Source organism: Ginsengibacter hankyongi (assembly GCF_008710285.1).
Classification (GTDB): domain Bacteria; phylum Bacteroidota; class Bacteroidia; order Chitinophagales; family Chitinophagaceae; genus Ginsengibacter; species Ginsengibacter hankyongi.
Genome location: NZ_VYQF01000002.1, coordinates 479854 through 497654, shown reverse-complemented (window position 1 = coordinate 497654; position 17801 = coordinate 479854). Strand labels below are relative to the sequence as shown.

The following is a 17801-nucleotide window of genomic DNA, read 5'->3' as shown; positions in this document are numbered from 1 at the left end:
TAGTAAATTTATACTAAAATTAGTGACAGAAAAATTTAATTATCATGAAAACCAAAAATTATCTTAATGACTCCTCCCACGAATGTTATGAATATCTACTCGTAATAAATCCAGGGAAGGAAGTAAATGAAAAACTGATGGCTGAAAAACAAATGTTTTATGATGATTACAAAGAAAAAGGGGCTATCTCCACGAAGCCTTATATTATTGTTGCCAGGTTTGTTGCAAAAGAAGGCATGGAAAATACCATTATACGTTGGATGCAAAGAATTTGCAGTAAGCAAAAAAGCTTTGTAGTTATGTTAAATAATTATGGTGGCTTTCCTCCTAATACAATTTACCTCCGTATTCAAAATGAAGCGCCATTGCGTCAATTGGCAAAGGAATTAAGTGTTGTAAACGCATACATAAATGCCAGTTCATGTCCTCCAATGCTGCTAACCCCAAAGCCGCATGTAAGTGTCGCCAGTAATCTTTCTGAAGAAATTTTTTTTAAAGCATTAACACAATATGCACATAAATCATTTCATGAGTCATTCCTGGTAAATGAATTGCTGTTACTAAAAAGAAGAGACGGGTACGATGCGCCGAAGCCAATTATTGTGTTTGCATTGCCGCCGTTTGTTGAGGATTTAGTTAATTAATAATTTTTAAAAATTGTCACCTATGGATACAAAATCATTAATACAGATTCCCGGGTATAACTATAACGAATACCTGCTGATCTTAAATCCGCACGAAGAATTGCGCAATAAAATTATACAGATAAAAAAAGATTTTCATGAAAAGTATAAGGCTGAAAATGCTTTGTGGGGTAAGACGCATATTACACTGGTAAATTTTGTTCAATTTGAAATGATGGAAGAAAGGCTGGTAAGCCGTTTAAAAACTATCGGAATGGGCTATACGCCGTTTAAAGCTGAATTAAAAAATTTCGGCAGTTTCCCCAGCCATACGATATTCATTAATATAGAAAGTAAGCAACAGGTACAAAACTTAATAAAGGAATTAAAGCCTGCACAACGCCTGATGACGTTAAACAAAGAAAATAAACCGCATTTTTTTGATGACCCACATATAACTATTGCAAGAAAATTATTGCCATGGCAATATGATAAGGGATGGCTGGAGTACAGCCATAAGCATTTCACTGGTCGTTTTATTGCTGATGGCATGTTGCTGATTAAGCGAAAGGTTGGAGAAAAGGCATACCAGATTGTACAGCGTTTTGAATTTATGAACTTACCCGTTATAACCAAACAAGGCGAATTATTTACGTAACAAATAATGTATGGTTATGTATTTAATGCATCGATGCATGCTATAGGATCTTTATTTTAAAAAATGTACGATTGAATTTTTATCATTTATAATTCACAAAAATTTTTATCATGTCTGATCAATTACAGCAGGACCATTTTAAAGTTGCTGCTCAGCAAAAAGAAGAAAGCGACCAATACTTAGCCGGACGTGGTGCTCAATTCAATACTAAAAATAAATTTTTAAAAAACCAGCAAACTAAAGAACATATAGAAGGTATTGATGATTGGGAGGTGGCCAATGCAGGCACCCAATATTTAGAGCAACAGGTAAAAAGTATTGTAAACAAAGTAGAAAGCCCCGACCTCGGTATGATGTACAGCATGAATCCTTATGCCGGTTGCGAGCACGGATGTATTTATTGCTATGCCCGCAATGTGCATGAATACTGGGGCTACAGCGCAGGACTTGATTTTGAAAGAAAGATCATTGTAAAAATGAACGCTGCTGAAATGCTTCGCAAATTTTTAATGAATAAAAAATATGAACCAACCCCGATTATGCTAAGCGGAAATACTGATTGCTACCAGCCTGCTGAACAAAAGTACAGGCTAACGCGAGGGCTACTCGAAGTTTGCAATGAGTTCAACCAGCCGATTGGCATACTCACCAAGAATTCGTGGATTATAAAAGATAAAGATGTATTACAGGAAATGGCTAAAAAGAATTTAGTAACTGCTATGGTTTCAATTACATCATTCAATGATGAACTGCGAAGAGTGATGGAGCCGCGAACAACGACTGCAACGCAACGGTTAAAAGTAATTGAAGAGTTAAGCAACGCCGGTGTACGCATGGGCGTTATGATGGGACCAATGATACCCGGATTGAATGAACATGAAATGCAAAGGATAATGAAAGAAGCCCGCGATGCAGGTGCTACATTTACCGCTTATACTTTTATCCGCTTGAATGGCGCGATTAAGTTATTATTTCATGACTGGCTGTATAAAAATTTTCCTGATCGTGCAGATAAAGTGTGGCATTTAATCGAAGATAGTCATAATGGCCAGGTGAATGATACCCGCTGGGGTGTTCGTATGCGTGGCGAAGGAAGCATTGCAGAAATGGTTCGTCAGCAATATAAAAAATATGGCAAGTTGTATGGAATGAATGAAGACCGGTGGGAACTGGATACCAATATTTTCTGGAGGCCGGGGGAACAGGGGAAGTTGTTTTGATTATATATTTTAAATTAGCGTAGAGGCAATTCTATGAAATTGTTGCTATGATAATTTAGAATTAAAGCTATAAGATATGTGTTATCTAACTGGTAGAAAAATTTCAAACACAGAATTCCAGGAGCTGATGGAACTGGCTGAGCGCATGGGATTTTTGAGTGATGAACTTGCTATTTACAAAGGGTTCGATTATAATACCTATCCTGTTATCAGAGCACAAAATGGCAAAACGGAAACCGATATTGTAAAAATGCAATGGGGCTTTTTACCGCCGTATTTAAAAACCAGGGATGACGTAAAACGATTCAGGTTTGGCTATAAAGATGATACCGGCAAATATAATAAGCCTTACACGACATTGAATGCAACCAGTGAAGAATTGCTAAGCAAAATGTATAAAGACGCTGCACTTAAAAGAAGATGTTTGGTCCCAGTAAATTTTTTTTATGAATGGATGCATGTAACGGTAGTAGGTAAAAGCGGTAAGCTTTTAAAAACGCCGGAAAAATTTCCTTACGTAATCAGCATGCGTAATAAGGAAGAGTTTTATCTCGCAGGAATTTGGCAACCCTGGTTTGATACAGAATCTAAAATAACAACGAACACCTTTGCAATCGTAACAACTACGGCCAATTCTTTAATGAAGCAAATTCATAACAGTAAAGAAAGAATGCCTACAATTCTTGCCGGGGATTTGTCGGAAGCCTGGCTGTATAATGATCTTACAGACCAGGAAATTTTAGATATCGCGAATTACCAGGTTGCCTCGGCCGATATGATTGCCACACCGCTGGATAAAGATTTTTTGAAAAAGGCACGGCCTCATGAAAGGGCGGTTTATAATGAAGTGCCTGAACTGGTGTATTAGTGACTTCTTCATACTATTTATTTGTTGATCGAACGAGACCTTAAAAAGGATATTGATTCTTTTCGACTTGGAGAGGGATTTTAATAATCTCTCAAAGACAAGTACAAGAGTCAAATCAATGCATAAAATTTCTAGAAAGTTATCGCGATGTTTTACCTTAGTCTCTTACAAAACAAAATCCACTTGAATGAAAAAGATTGTTTGCAAAAAAATTACCTTACTTAATCGATCATTAATTATTATCAACTATTTTATCGCTTTTTTATCACTAACCACTTTACAAGCAAAAGCAGCCGATTCCATTGCCATCATTCCAAAGCCATTGGCTATGCAGGTTCACGATGGTCATTTTGTACTTACCAATTCAACTACTGTTACATCAACCTCTTCCGACGCTGATGTTAAAGAGAGTATTCAATGGTTTATTAATAAGATTGCCACATCAACTGGTTATCATCTTTCAACAAAAAAATCTAAAAACGCGATCAGCTTAATATTAAACAAATATGCAGATACTTCTTTACACGGTGAAGGCTATACGCTAAAAGTTACATCTTCAATGATAACGATAACGGCCAATAAACCTGCCGGACTTTTTTATGGATTGCAAACTGTATTGCAATTACTGCCTCCATCTATCGAAAGTGTAACTGATGTGCAAAATGTAAAATGGACCATGCCTTGCGTTGATATAAAGGATGTGCCGCGTTTCGGATGGCGCGGGTTAATGTTGGATGTCAGTCGCCACTTTTTCACCAAACAGGAAGTTGAAGAATATATCGACCAGATGGCACGCTATAAATACAATACTTTGCACCTGCACCTTGCTGATGACCAGGGCTGGCGCATCGAAATAAAAAGTCTTCCCGAGCTTACCAAAGTAGGAGCATGGCGTGTGAAACGTACAGGCCGCTGGGGAACTTTTATGGCTGCTTTCGCTGGTGAGCCCGCAACGGATGGCGGCTTTTACACGCAGGAAGACATGAAGGAAATTATTAAGTATGCACAGGATCGTTTCATTACTATCCTTCCTGAAATCGATGTGCCTGCGCATAGTCTTGCGCTAATTGCATCTTATCCAAATCTTAGTTGTACGCAATTGCCGTATTCTGTTAACGCCGGTGGCAAAGGGTATGAACGAAATGATAATGTTTTGTGCATTGGTAATGATTCAACATTTAGCATGTTGGATAAAATTTTTACTGAAATAGCAACGCTGTTTCCAAATCCATATATACACATTGGGGGTGATGAAGCGTATAAAGGTTTTTGGGACGAATGCCCGAAATGTCAAAAGCGCATGGCTGATGAACATTTGAAAAATGTAGATGAATTGCAGAGTTATTTTGTAAAAAGAGTAGAGAAGATTGTGGAATCGAAAGGGAAAAAATTAATTGGCTGGGATGAGATTTTAGAAGGTGGATTAGCCCCGAATGCAACCGTTATGAGCTGGCGTGGTATGAGTGGTGGTATTGCAGCAGCCAAGATGAATCATCAAGTGGTGATGACGCCATGGGATTATTGTTATCTTGACTTGTACCAGGGTGAACCTTCTGGCGAACCACCAACTTATGGTTTATGCCGCCTTTCAGATTCATATAATTATGAACCCGTACCGGACAGCATAGACGAAAAATTTATTTTAGGCGGACAAGGAAATTTATGGACAGAATCTGTTCCAACGTTCAGGCATGCAGAATACATGACGTGGCCAAGAGCGATAGCGCTGGCTGAAGTTTACTGGAGTTCGAGAGCCAATAAGAACTGGACTAATTTCATAACGAGATTGGAAAAACAATTTCCCCGTTTAGACGCAGCTAATGTTAAGTATTCAAAGAGTATGTATAATGTAATATTTGAACCGGCACGTATTAAAAACAGTGACTTTGGTGTAACACTTGCAAGTGAAGTAAAGGGCCTTGATATTTATTACACGTTTGATAACACAAATCCTGATGAGTTCTCTCCAAAGTTTGACGGCAAGCCAATTCAGTTTCCTGTTGGCGCAACTTACTTGAATGCGATTACCTACCGTGACGGCAAACCGATTGGTGAACAAATCAATGTGCCTAAAGATGTATTAGAGAAGAGATTGGATGAGAAGCATCATGTTTATTAAACGGCATTGTAAATACTGAAAAAATTAAAAGACAATTATTATGGCTGTTGCCATTTATTAAACTTTGTTTTTATATTGATATTTTTAAAATATTTTTATAAAATCAAAAAACAATAAAACATTTTGCTATGAGAAAGTTCTTTAAAGCGCTCCTGGTTATCATTATAATTATCATCGTGGCGGTGGGCGGAATGGCTTTTTATATTTCAAAAAGATCCATTCCAAAATATGCCGTGCACAAGATTGACATTAAAGTAGAGTCAACACCAGCGAGAGTTACGCAGGGACGAAAGCTTGCGTCTATGCTTTGTCGTAGTTGTCATTATAATCCGAAAACGGACGAATTCACAGGACGTGAATTAACTGAAGCGCCTCAGTTTGGAAAGATCTACAGCGCTAACATTACACACGACACAACAATTGGTATCGGCAAATGGAGTGATGGCGATCTCATATCTTTTATAAGAACGGGTATAAAACCAGACGGGCAATATGTTCCGCCTTACATGCCGAAACTCATACATATTTCTGATGAAGATTTGTATTCTATTATCTCATTTCTCCGGTCTGATGATCCGTGGTTGAAAGCAAATCCGGAGCACATGCCTGCTTCGAAGCCAGGATTTCTTACCAAGTTTTTAGTAACAATCGGCGCTGCAAAACCATTCGATTTTCCCTCTCACGTTATTCCCGGCCCGGACACAACGAATAAGATTGCGTGGGGAAGATACATTGCTCTTTATCAAATGGAGTGCTATAGCTGTCATTCGAAATCTTTCGCGAAAAATAATTATGATGAGCCGGAAAAATCGCCGGGCTTCTTTGGCGGCGGAAACCAGATGTATGATGTGGACGGTAAAGAAATCTACAGTTTAAACATTACTCCTGATAAGAACACCGGGATTGGAAACTGGACGGAGGCACAATTTATTGACGCAGTGAAATCTGGAACAGTGCCGACCGGACCGCCATCTTTACGCAATCCCATGCAACCTTATGTGGGCTTGACAGATGAAGAGTTAAGCGCTATTTACGCCTACCTAAGAACAGTGCCGCCAATCGATAACAAGGTTGAAAGAAAGTTTTGAGAAAAAAATATTTTCTTTGAAAGCCTTCGCAGTCAATGCAAAGGCTTTTATTTTTTCCTAGTTGATTACTACAAGGGATAAACACAGTTGTGAGCGTACTTGATTTCAATCGATCCAAATGTCGAGGCCTTTTTGCGTTGCAATACGTTTAGACTGCCGAAGGGTATTTTAGGATCGTAAGATTGATAGCCAGTGCTAACTTCACAAATTTTTATGCCATTTTAAACCCTCCGATAAATATTCTATTTTTACTCCCCTTTAAAATGTTATATGCCGATTGTAGCCGAGAATATCAAATCATTTTTCAAATCTTATAGTTCTAGCGAAATAAAAAATTTTGAGACGCTTCCCAAATCGGGAGGGGACAGAATTTATTTCCGCATTATAACTGATGATAAGTCTTACATCGCTACCTATAATGAAAATATTAAGGAGAATACTGCCTTCCTGGAATTCACCAACAGGTTAAGAAAAATAAAAGCTCCTCTTCCGGAGATTTATGTTGTTCATCCCGATAAACAGATGTATTTGCAGGAAGATTTTGGAAACAGTTCTTTACTAGATAAACTCGAAGAAAATGGATTGAACGAATATGTGTACAATCTTTTCAAGAAAAGCCTGAAAGAACTTGCGTGGCTGCAGATTAAAGGAGATAAAAGTATTAATTATAATTTTTGCATCACTTCAAAAGAATTTGGCAGGCAGGCCATCATGAGCGATCTTTTGTATTTTAAATATTACTTTCTCGATCCGCTTAAAATTGCATACGATAAGGAAAAGCTGATCGATGATTTTGAAGCGTTGAGCACTTATCTCGATCATGTAAAAAATAAATATTTTATGTTCCGCGATTTTCAAAGCCGGAATATATTTATTAAGAATGACGAAGTGCACTTTATCGATTACCAGGGCGGAATGAAAGGCGCTTTGCAATACGATGTTGCTTCTTTACTCTGGCAGGCAAAGGCTAATCTGCCAGATGATTGGAAAAATTCGTTGCTTGAATATTACATGGATTGCGTAAGTAAAATTTTAAATAAGTCATTGGACCGGGTAAGATTTATAAGCCAATATAACGGGTATGTGTTGATACGGCTTTTGCAGGTATTGGGTGCATATGGGTTCCGCGGCTTGTTTGAAAGAAAAGCTCATTTTTTAATAAGCATACCACTTGCCCTCACTAATTTGAAATGGTTTTTAGAAAATAAAGAAACGGGTATTGCTTTGCCTGAATTTGAAAGGGTTTTACAATTAATTGTTCAGGATGATATTGTTGATAAATTCAGGCCGGTGCAGGCAAATGAAGCAACTCCGCTGATTGTAACAATCAATAGTTTCTCTTATTTAAAAACGGGATATCCTAAAGACGTAAGTGATAACGGCGGTGGCTTTGTTTTTGATTGCAGGGGTTTAATGAATCCCGGCCGCTTCGAAGAATTTAAACAGGTAACAGGAAGGGATAAACCCGTAATCGATTTTTTGGAGCAACAAACAAAAATGCCTGATTTTTTAAACAGCGTTTATAACCTGGTTGATATTGCAGTGGAAGATTATATTAACCGTGGCTTTTCATCGTTAATGATAAATTTTGGTTGCACTGGTGGCCAACACAGAAGCGTATACGCAGCGGATGCGCTTACCAGGCATCTTAGAAATAAATTTCAAGTGAAAATAGATCTACATCATATTGAACAAAATATTCATGAGCAAAAAGGATTCTAAAAACTCTTACTATGAAAGCAATGATACTGGCAGCCGGGCTTGGCACACGCCTGAAGCCTTTCACTGATAAACATCCTAAAGCGCTGGTGAAAGTAAATGGTAAAACTTTATTGCAAAGAAATATTGAATACCTGGCAAGTTTTGGTATTAAAGATGTTATTATAAATGTTCATCATTTTCCTGAACAGATAAAAGAAATACTTGAAAAGAATAATGGTTTCGGAAGTAAAGTAACCATCTCTGATGAAAGCGATGAAGTACTTGAAACCGGTGGCGGATTAAAAAAAGCCGAATGGTTTTTTAATGATAGTGATGAGCCTTTTGTTGTAATGAATGTAGATGTGCTTACTGATATGGATTTAAAAGTAATGATTGAGGAGCATAAAAATTTACAACCTGTTGCCACATTGGCTGTAACCACAAGACATACTTCCCGCTATTTTTTATTTGATGAAATGCCTAACCTATGCGGATGGAGAAATGAAAAAACAGGCGAACAAAAAGTAAGCCGCGAAGCCACGAAGTTTTATCCAAAAGCGTTTAGCGGCATTCATGTTATTTCGCCCAAAATATTTTCGATGATTAAAATGGAAGGTAAATTTTCGATGGTGGATGTTTACCTGGAAATTGCTAAAACATACGCCATTGGAGCATTTGACCATAGCAATACAAAATTTATTGATGTAGGCAAACCGGAAAGCATTGCAAAGGCGGAAGAATTATTTATTTAATCCTGGTTCATATTTTTATCCTGCATAACTAACATTCAGCCATACAACTATCAAGCAATTTTTACTCTATTTCTTTGTATTAAACAATTCACTTTTAGGAACTACTTTCACTTTATCATTCGGCTTTAATGTTTTTGAAACCACATCGTAAGGTCCGGTAATTACTTCATCGCCTTCTTTTAATCCATCCGTTACTTCTATATTATTAATATCCTGGATTCCTGTTTTCACAATTTGCTTTTTCACTGTGCCATCGGGCTGTAAAATAAAGACTACTTCGTCTAAATCATTACTGGCGGCATCAGTATTTGCTACATCCGCAGGGTTAGCATTTGTATTGCTTGCCATCTGCGTTTTGCCGTTACCGGTAGAATCATTTTTTTCACGGGTAGTAACTGCATTTATAGGAATAGATAGAACATTTGTTTTTGTTTTTGTTTGTATATCGGCGCTGGCGCTCATTCCTGGCCTGAAGGGAAAACTTTTTGGTCTTGAAGGATCAATTAAATCTTTGTAAGAATCAGGTGATAATCTTATATAGACTTTGTAATTAGTGACATCTGTGGTGCTTGATGAGGAACTGGCAGTTTGTGTTGCAGCTCCATTATTACTGGCGGCAATTTGGGTTACTATCCCGTTAAATTTCCTGTCGTTGTAAGCATCTACTTCAATAACAGCACTATCTCCCAAATGAACTTTAGGAATATCATTTTCTCCTACATCAACTCTTATTTCAATTTTACTCAAATCTGCGATGCGCATCATTTCTGTCCCCGCCATCATGGAACTTCCGACTACTCTTTCTCCTTTTTTTACATTTAATAAATCCACAACACCGTCCATAGGAGAAACCAAAGTGGCAAGGCTTATATCTTTGTTAGCTTTTGCTAACGCAGCTTTAGCGCTGGCCACTCCTGCAGAACTTGCATTAATGCCTTGCTTTGCTGCATTAAAATTTGCCAGTGCCGATTTGTATGCAGCGTCTGCAGTATTAAATTCATTTGCCGAAATAACCTTTTCATCATACAATTGCTTTTGCATATCGTATGTTTTTTTTGCCTGGTCAAGTTGTGCCTGCATCGCCCCAATTGCTGCAGTTGTATTGGCAAGCTGTGCCTGCTGTTGGTTTACTATGGCAGCTGCCTGGTCTCTTTGAGTGGCATATATATCGCCATATATCTGCGCAAGAACCTGCCCTTTTTTTACACTATCCCCTTCGGCAACATTTAGTTTTACAATTTCTCCGGAAATATCGGGGCTCATCTTTACTTCTATTTCGGGATAAATTTTTCCGCTCGCATTTACTGTTTCCACAATGGTACGCTTTACCGCTTTTTCTGCAGTAACTTTTATTCCCTGGTCTTTTCCTATAACTCCTGTTTTCTTAAGAACCAACAGGAGAACAATTAGAACCACCAGAGAAATGATTATCCATTTTAAAGTCTTATTCATAATATTGAGTCTCCTCTAAACCCCTTCATGTGAAGGTGGTTTTGCAGTTTTTATTTTTTTAAAAATTGTACTTCTCATCAATCTGTGTATTTCATCGTGTATGTGCAACGTTAGCCAACTACTGAGCACCCTCATAAAAGTTATAATTTCACTCCCATGCCTTTATAAAATTCCAGGATTTTCATTTTAAAAATATAGTCAAACTGGTTTGACACATATTGCAATTTTGCACGGAATAAATTATTTTGATCTGTTACCAGTTCAAGTGTACTTAACATACCAATATTGTATCTCTTGGTAGCAAAGTCATAACTTTTTTGGGCTGCATCCACCTGTGCCAGCGATGAATTAAATTTTTCCAATGCAACAATTGCAGCGTTATAAGCTTGGAAGATATCCTGCTTTAATGTCTGATTATCTAACTGAACCTGGTATTCTAATGTTTTAATATTAAGTTTTGACCGCTGATAATTTGCTTTTGACTGCCACCCATTGAAAATAGGAACAGAAAGACTGATGCCTATGGATTGCCCGAAATTATTACTGAATTGGGTGCCTAAAGGATCCGAAGTAATGTACCCGTTTTTACCACCATTAGTAAATAATGGTTTCTGCACATCAATAAAACCGCCGCTGCCGTCGCTTACAACAAGCCCGCTTGGCGCATAGCCATTAGGAATTTGCGTATAAGTAGGCGATCTGAAATATCCATAATTAGTGCTTAAGCCTCCATAAGCTCCAATAGAAGGATATAAGGCGGCTTTCGCGGCAAGTGAATTTTTTTGCGCAGCTTTTAAATTGTAATCATTCACTTTTTGCTGGGGCTGGTTTGCTAACGCCAAAGCATAAACGTTTTCAGGTTGCAGGTCGGCAATCGGTTCCAAAGGAATCTGGTCTGCGGCTGGTTCTTCAATTTCGAAAGGCGTTGCAGCGTCCAGGTTCATGTTTGCTTTTAAAACATATTTAGCCTGGGTAACATTGCCTTTGGCAGAAATTAAATTAGCGCTGTCATTAGCAAGCTGGGCTTGTAATTCTACTGCGTTTAGTTCCGGCAATGCCCCTGCATTAACCTGCTTATTCACAATATCCAGTTGCGAGATGGATTGCTTTACCTGTACGTCTGCTATTTGTTCTTGTTGCCTGGCGAGCAATACCTGTAAGTAAGAATTAGCCACTGTTAATGCAATATCGTTTCTAAGTTTATCGGTAGCGGCTTTAGAAGCTTGTAAAGACCATTCATTAGCAAGTATGGTATTCTTCCTGGAATACCAGTTGAAGATGGTAACACTTGATTGAAGATTCAATCCAACCTGGAAAAAATTTCGATTTTCTAAAATACCTGTTGAAGGGTTTTGCGATTTACCAAACCTGTATCCTTCATTATTACTGAAATTGACAGTTGGTATTTGGGAAAGCTTGCTTTCCTTATAGGTAATTCCTGCAAGTTGTGCCTGTATTTCATTTTGCTTTATAGAAATATTACTATCCAAAGCATATTGCACGCATCTCTGGAGGTTCCATTTTTGCTGAGCCTGGGCCATTATTCCGCATAAGCAAAATGATATTAGCAGTTTTAGTTTTCTATACATCTGGCAAAAATAGTAATTGGAAGGTATTGAGAAATAGCGAAAGATAAATAATAACCAAAACTCCTTAAATTTAATTTTGCGGCTTAGGCTTGATATTTATCTGTCAAATTCTTGGCCTCTTTGATTTTAATTCTAAGATACCATGTTTAGTATTATTTTTTAGATATTAGGAACTAAAGATTGTAGGATTGCATAGGGAAGGCAGTTAAAATATTGAGTTGATTATTTAATTAATTGTACAAATTTATATTATTGCAGTTTTGCCTGTATTCATTTGGAGAGAGGGCAATCGTCTTCTTAAATATCTTATTGAAATTAGATAACGTTTTATAACCACATTGAAAAGCAATTTCCGATACATTAAGGTTGGTTTCCAATAAAAACTTGCAGGCATTGGAGATTCTTACTTCATTAAGATATTCTACAAAATGCCTGTTAGTTCGTTTCTTAAATAATCTGCAAAATGAGTTAGCCGAAATATTCGCAATTTTTGATATTTCATCAAGAGAGATATCATTGTGATAATTGGTGGTAATATATTTGTATACCTCCGAGAGCCTGTCAGTTTTGGAACGCACTGTAGTGCCGGTGTATCCTTCATTAGTAATATATTCGATATCTTTTGACGTGGCCATTATATTGATTAATTCCAGAAGACAGATTATTTTATCAAAATTTTTCTTTTGTGCGAGCTTTTCCATCTTTACCGCAATTTTGCTTTTCGTAATCCCGCTAATTTTTATTCCGCGGGACGCCCGTTCAAACAAATCATTAATTTGATTACTTTCTCTTAATTCATAAAAGTTTTTAGAAAACAATTCTTTATTAAAATAAACAACAGTTGCTTGTGCTTTGAGGTCATTAATCCCTTTATAATATGGTTCATCATTTAGCCATACATGTGGCAGATTGGAACCAATAAACACCATGTCTCCCGGCGAAAAAGTATCTAATTTGTCTCCAATAATTCTTTTTCCCTGGCCTTGTTTTACATACACAAGTTCCAGTTCCGGGTGATAATGAAAGGGCGACTTAAAATAAGGCTCGTCTCTTTCAACCACTCCAATATATGTCTGTAAAAGAGAGGACATCTCTGTTCGCAATGCTTTCATAATGAAAATTAAGAAGTCGTTATATGTTTATATTAATCCAAGCGTTTTGTCCCGTACTAACAAGCAGCAGCCCACCAGGCCTGCACTATCACCCAGTTTTGAAACCATAATTTGAGTATCGTTATTTACAATACTTAATGAATGTTGAAAAATGGACGATTGAACTACGGGTAAAAGAAGCGCATTTCCCAATGCCGAGAGTGTGCCACCAATAATAATAACATTAGGGTTAAACATATTTATGGCAACCGACAAGCCTTTTCCCAGGCTATGTCCTATCCTCGAAATGCCTTCTATAGCCAGGTTATCTCCAAGTTGAACAGCTTTGATAATATCTTCCAATTCAAGAAATCCCTTTTTCTTAATGACAACATTTAAGCGACTATTGCTGCCTTCATTCATTTTATTTGTAATAAATTCAATCAGTGCAAACCCGGAAGCTTCTGTTTGCAGACATCCCTTCTTACCACACAGACAAATTTTTTCGTTATTAAAGAGCGGAATATGTCCAATTTCTCCGGCATATCCGGATGCACCGTATAGAGGTTTCCCATCAATTAAAATGCCCGAACCTATACCATAATCGAGATTTACCACAATAACATTTCCCGCATTTATTCTTTTGCCAAAGTAATATTCGCCATAGGCTATGGTACGGCTGTCATTATCTATATATACCGGAAGCTGAATTGCTTCTTCTAATATTACCTTAACGGGAGCATCTTCGAAATGGTAAAGGGTAAGTATCTCACCTTTCTTAACATTTATTCTACCGGCAATACTTAATCCAACACCCATAATTTTATCTTTCGGGATACGCGAGTTGTTTAAAAAAGCATTTATCTCTTTTATGATAGCGTTTAATGATTCGTGAGGATCAAGGAATGGGAATGGAATATTACCGGTAGATTCAATGATGGATTTGTCAAAACCCATTAAACCAATATTTATTTTGTATTTTTTTATTTCGATTCCTAAAAAATAGCAGCAATTCGGATTTAGTTTATAGGTAGTTGCCTTACGCCCAACGCCTTCGGTTGTGTGTCCTCCTCCAATTACCAGGCCTTCTTCTACAAGACCCATCATTAAATAATTCATTTTAGGAATGCTTATATTTAAACAACCTGATAATTCGGGAATTGTTGAATCTTTATGGATGCTTAGTTTCGATATAATATTTTTTCTTTGCCCCTGCAATTTATAAGCAGTTCCGGATAATTTTTCGCCCTTAAGATGTCTAAAAATGGAGTATTTCATAAAAGATTCTATGGAGATAGTAAAAAATATTCTATTATGAGGAAGAATTTAACAATTTTTTTATTAATTAGCCGAACATTGTAAAAATATTTTAATTTGACAAAAGAAAGATATTTATTAATAGTAACGTAAAAATTTTACTTTTTTTATGCTTATGCATTTTGCTGTTTGTATGAAATAGCGGAGTTAGCAATTATATTCTGGCTAAATAATCAAACCAAAAGACTAATAAATTTATTTTCATAAATATGCTTGTTAAACCGTTAATTAATCAAAAACCAAACTTAAAACTTATGACTAGATTTAAGGTATTTCTGCTATTCATGTTGATAGCTAATGTTGTGTCAGCCCAAACCCGCCAGTTAAATGGGCTTGTAACTGACGCTTCCAATAAGGGCGTTCCCTCAGCTACTGTAAAAGTAAAAGGTAGTAAAATCCAAGGCCTTACCAGTGCCGATGGGAAATTTACATTATCTGTGCCGGCGGGAAATATTGTTTTAGAAATTTCTTCGATTGGATTTGAGCCAAAGGAAGTTGCTGTAGCCACAACGGATAACAGTGTTTCCGTTATGATGACTAGTACTTCCACAGCTTTGAGTGAAGTGGTTGTTACCGCTTTGGGTATCAAAAGAGAAAAAAAATCATTGACTTACGCTACCCAACAGGTTGGGGGTGATGAATTGACAAAAGCCGCCAATAGCAATTTTATGAACGCCCTCAGCGGTAAAGTCGCCGGCGTTAATATTGCAACCAGCAACTCTGGCGCGGGTGGATCTACGAAAGCTGTATTAAGAGGAAGCAAATCTTTAACCGGTACCAGTGAGGCACTATATGTGATTGATGGAGTTCCATTGGTTAATAACAAAGGTTCCCAGCCGGGTTCTTACGGTGGAACTGATGCCGGTGATGGCCTTTCTGCCATTAATCCCGGAGATATTGAAAGTATCAGTGTGTTAAGAGGAGCCAGTGCTTCCATTCTTTACGGCAGCCAGGGCGCCAATGGTGTAATTCTTATTACAACAAAAAAGGGCAAACCTGGGAAAGCAACGGTGAGCATTAATTCCAGCACAGTCTTCGACCAGGTATCTGGCCTTCCCGATTTTCAATATAAATATGGCTCAGTAGGTGGCGACTACAGTTGGACACCGCCGCCATCAGGTACACCCGGCACTGCTCTGGTTAATGCCAAGTCACCTATTGCCAATATTAAATCCGACAATTATCAAAAAGGTTATATTAAGGACTTTTTCCGGACAGGAGTAACTGCTACCAATTCTGTATCTATTTCAGGTGGCGGAGAAAAAACAACCGCTTATTTCTCCTATGCAAATACCTCATCAACTGGTGTAATGCCAACAAATACTTATGGCAGAAATCAATTTTCGTTTAACCAATCTACCAAGCTATTAAACGATAAAATAGTTGTGAGTTCGAATATTATGTTTTCTTCGGAAAAATCTCATAACCGTCCGGGAGCCGGTTATTATAATAACCCGCTTACGGGTCTATACTTGTTTTCCAGGGACCGGGATTTTAACAAGTATAAACAAAACTATTCCATATTTGACACTGCCAGAAACATGCCGAAGATGAACTGGTATTCTACAGAAGAAAAACAAAACAATCCTTTCTGGGAGCTAAACAGTGATTCCAAATTGCAAACCTCCAATCGGGTTATTGCGGATGTAAAAATTTCTTATGAAATTGCTAAGAACTTTAATTTTCAGGTAAGAGGCAATATAGATTACAATGACGTAATATTAGATAATCGTTATGCAGCAGATGGAAATTCAGTTAGTGTAAGCCCAAACGGCACCTGGTCTTATACAAGTTACACGGATAAGGCTTTGTATGCAGACGGCATCTTAACTTATGACAATACATTTGGGAATTTTAGCCTAACGGGGCTGGCTGGCGTAAGCTACCAGAAAAATAACTTTAATGACGGCATGAATGTCGGCAATGGAACCACTTCTTTGCGATATCCTAATTTCTTCAGTTTCTCAAACATGCCCTCAAATGTGATCTTCAATAAAACTCTTAATCGCAGCCTTAAACAAGGTGCTTTTGGTGACTTGACATTTGGATTTAAAGAATTTTTATTTTTAGATGTATCAGCTCGGAATGACTGGGCTTCCACCCTTGCACTAACCGGCAATCAATCGTATTTGTACCCTTCAGCCGGACTGTCAGCTATCATTAGCCAAATGGTGAAATTGCCAGAAGTAATTTCATATTTTAAGGTAAGGGCATCGCTTACTCAAACTGCCAACGAAGTACCATTCAATGTAGTTGCCCCGCAAAACTCGATTGGTAGTGGTGGAACTATTAACAGAAATACCCAGGTACCTTTTACCAACCTAAAGCCGGAAAAGATTGTAGCTAGTGAATATGGAACGGACTTAAGATTCCTCAACGGGAGAATTGGCCTAAACTTTACAGTTTATAAAGATGTTAGCACTAACCAATTCCTTACCTTAAGCGCCCCATCCGGTTCTGGGTATACCTTTTATTATGTAAATGCCGGAAAAATAGTAAACAATGGATTTGAATTTACTGTAGATGCTGACGTGGTTAGAAACAGTAATTTGATTTGGAACACAGCCTTTAATGGCTCCAGAAATAAAAATAAGATTGTGGAACTCATCGCTTCCAACCCTAAATATGTAGTCGGTGGCCAGGACGAAGGATTTGATTCTCGAATTATGGCTGGCGGTTCTTTTAATGATTTATGGATTTATAAATTTGCCAGAAATAATGCCGGGCAAATTATATTAGATCCTAACACTGCACTCCCAACTAAAGCACAAGATGAGACAAAGGTGGGCAATGTTAATCCAAATTTTTTATTGGGGTGGAACAACAATTTTACTTATAAAAATTTCTTTGCCAGCGTGTTGGTCGATTCAAAGTTCGGAGGAGTTGCTTTCTCCAAAACAGAAGCATTTTTGGATTCTTATGGTGTAAGTCAAAGAACTGCCGATGCAAGGGATAAAGGTTCTATTCCCATTAACGCTATTATGGGCACAACTGCTGTAACATCTATAGATCCATATACCTATTATCAGACTGTTGGTGACAGAAATAGAATTATGGAACCTTATGTGTTTTCCCGGACAAATGTACGACTGGCCCAATTAGTTTTCGGCTATACATTCAGATCCCAAAAAGCAAATCCTGTTTTCAAAGATGCTTCAGTTTCCTTGATAGGAAGAAATTTATTCTTCTTTTACAAAAAAGCGCCATTTGATCCTGAACAGGCGATGAGCACCAACAATTCTATGCAGTCCAACGATGTGTTTTCCATGCCATCAACAAGGTCAATTGGATTTAATGTGAAGTTCACTTTTTAAATTTTTAAA

Annotated in this window: 13 protein-coding genes; 9 read left to right on the top strand and 4 right to left on the bottom strand. The window is 37.5% G+C overall.

The window, feature by feature from the left end:
• Window positions 1–44 precede the first annotated feature (44 nt).
• From FW778_RS11595 to FW778_RS11560, 8 genes are all read left to right on the top strand, one after another.
• Window positions 45–644 (top strand): 2'-5' RNA ligase family protein, encoded by a 600-nt coding sequence (locus tag FW778_RS11595; protein ID WP_150414867.1) that lies wholly within the window; start codon window positions 45–47, stop codon window positions 642–644.
• 22 nt (window positions 645–666) lie between these two features.
• Window positions 667–1281, top strand: a complete 615-nt coding sequence (locus tag FW778_RS11590) for a 2'-5' RNA ligase family protein (RefSeq protein WP_150414866.1) — start codon at window positions 667–669, stop codon at window positions 1279–1281.
• Window positions 1282–1391: 110 nt separating this feature from the next.
• Entirely contained in the window at window positions 1392–2501 is a 1110-nt protein-coding gene (locus FW778_RS11585; RefSeq protein WP_150414865.1) for a PA0069 family radical SAM protein, read from the top strand.
• A gap of 76 nt (window positions 2502–2577) precedes the next feature.
• Window positions 2578–3369 carry an SOS response-associated peptidase gene (locus FW778_RS11580; protein ID WP_150414864.1) on the top strand — a complete coding sequence of 264 codons (792 nt, stop codon included), beginning with the start codon at window positions 2578–2580 and terminating at the stop codon, window positions 3367–3369.
• A gap of 187 nt (window positions 3370–3556) precedes the next feature.
• Window positions 3557–5488 (top strand): beta-N-acetylhexosaminidase, encoded by a 1932-nt coding sequence (locus FW778_RS11575; RefSeq protein WP_150414863.1) that lies wholly within the window; start codon window positions 3557–3559, stop codon window positions 5486–5488.
• 128 nt (window positions 5489–5616) lie between these two features.
• Entirely contained in the window at window positions 5617–6576 is a 960-nt protein-coding gene (locus FW778_RS11570) for a c-type cytochrome (protein WP_202552194.1), read from the top strand.
• A 270-nt stretch (window positions 6577–6846) separates the two neighbouring features.
• Entirely contained in the window at window positions 6847–8298 is a 1452-nt protein-coding gene (locus tag FW778_RS11565; RefSeq protein ID WP_150414862.1) for a RapZ C-terminal domain-containing protein, read from the top strand.
• An 11-nt stretch (window positions 8299–8309) separates the two neighbouring features.
• Window positions 8310–9029, top strand: a complete 720-nt coding sequence (locus FW778_RS11560; protein ID WP_150414861.1) for a nucleotidyltransferase family protein — start codon at window positions 8310–8312, stop codon at window positions 9027–9029.
• 66 nt (window positions 9030–9095) lie between these two features.
• Here the strand turns inward: FW778_RS11560 and FW778_RS11555 are convergent, their stop codons facing one another.
• From FW778_RS11555 to FW778_RS11540, 4 genes are all read right to left on the bottom strand, one after another.
• On the bottom strand, window positions 9096–10481 hold the full coding sequence (locus FW778_RS11555; RefSeq protein WP_150414860.1) for an efflux RND transporter periplasmic adaptor subunit: 1386 nt from the start codon (window positions 10479–10481) through the stop codon (window positions 9096–9098).
• Between the two features lie 140 nt (window positions 10482–10621).
• On the bottom strand, window positions 10622–12070 hold the full coding sequence (locus tag FW778_RS11550; RefSeq protein ID WP_150414859.1) for a TolC family protein: 1449 nt from the start codon (window positions 12068–12070) through the stop codon (window positions 10622–10624).
• 230 nt (window positions 12071–12300) lie between these two features.
• Window positions 12301–13182 carry an AraC family transcriptional regulator gene (locus FW778_RS11545; protein WP_150414858.1) on the bottom strand — a complete coding sequence of 294 codons (882 nt, stop codon included), beginning with the start codon at window positions 13180–13182 and terminating at the stop codon, window positions 12301–12303.
• A gap of 27 nt (window positions 13183–13209) precedes the next feature.
• Window positions 13210–14439: an ROK family protein gene (locus FW778_RS11540; protein WP_150414857.1), complete on the bottom strand. Its 1230-nt coding sequence runs from the start codon at window positions 14437–14439 to the stop codon at window positions 13210–13212.
• 293 nt (window positions 14440–14732) lie between these two features.
• On the opposite strand from FW778_RS11540, the gene FW778_RS11535 reads away from it, so the two are divergent.
• The gene (locus FW778_RS11535; protein WP_150414856.1) at window positions 14733–17792 is read left to right on the top strand and encodes a SusC/RagA family TonB-linked outer membrane protein; all 3060 of its coding nucleotides are present in this window, start codon (window positions 14733–14735) and stop codon (window positions 17790–17792) included.
• Window positions 17793–17801 lie beyond the last annotated feature (9 nt).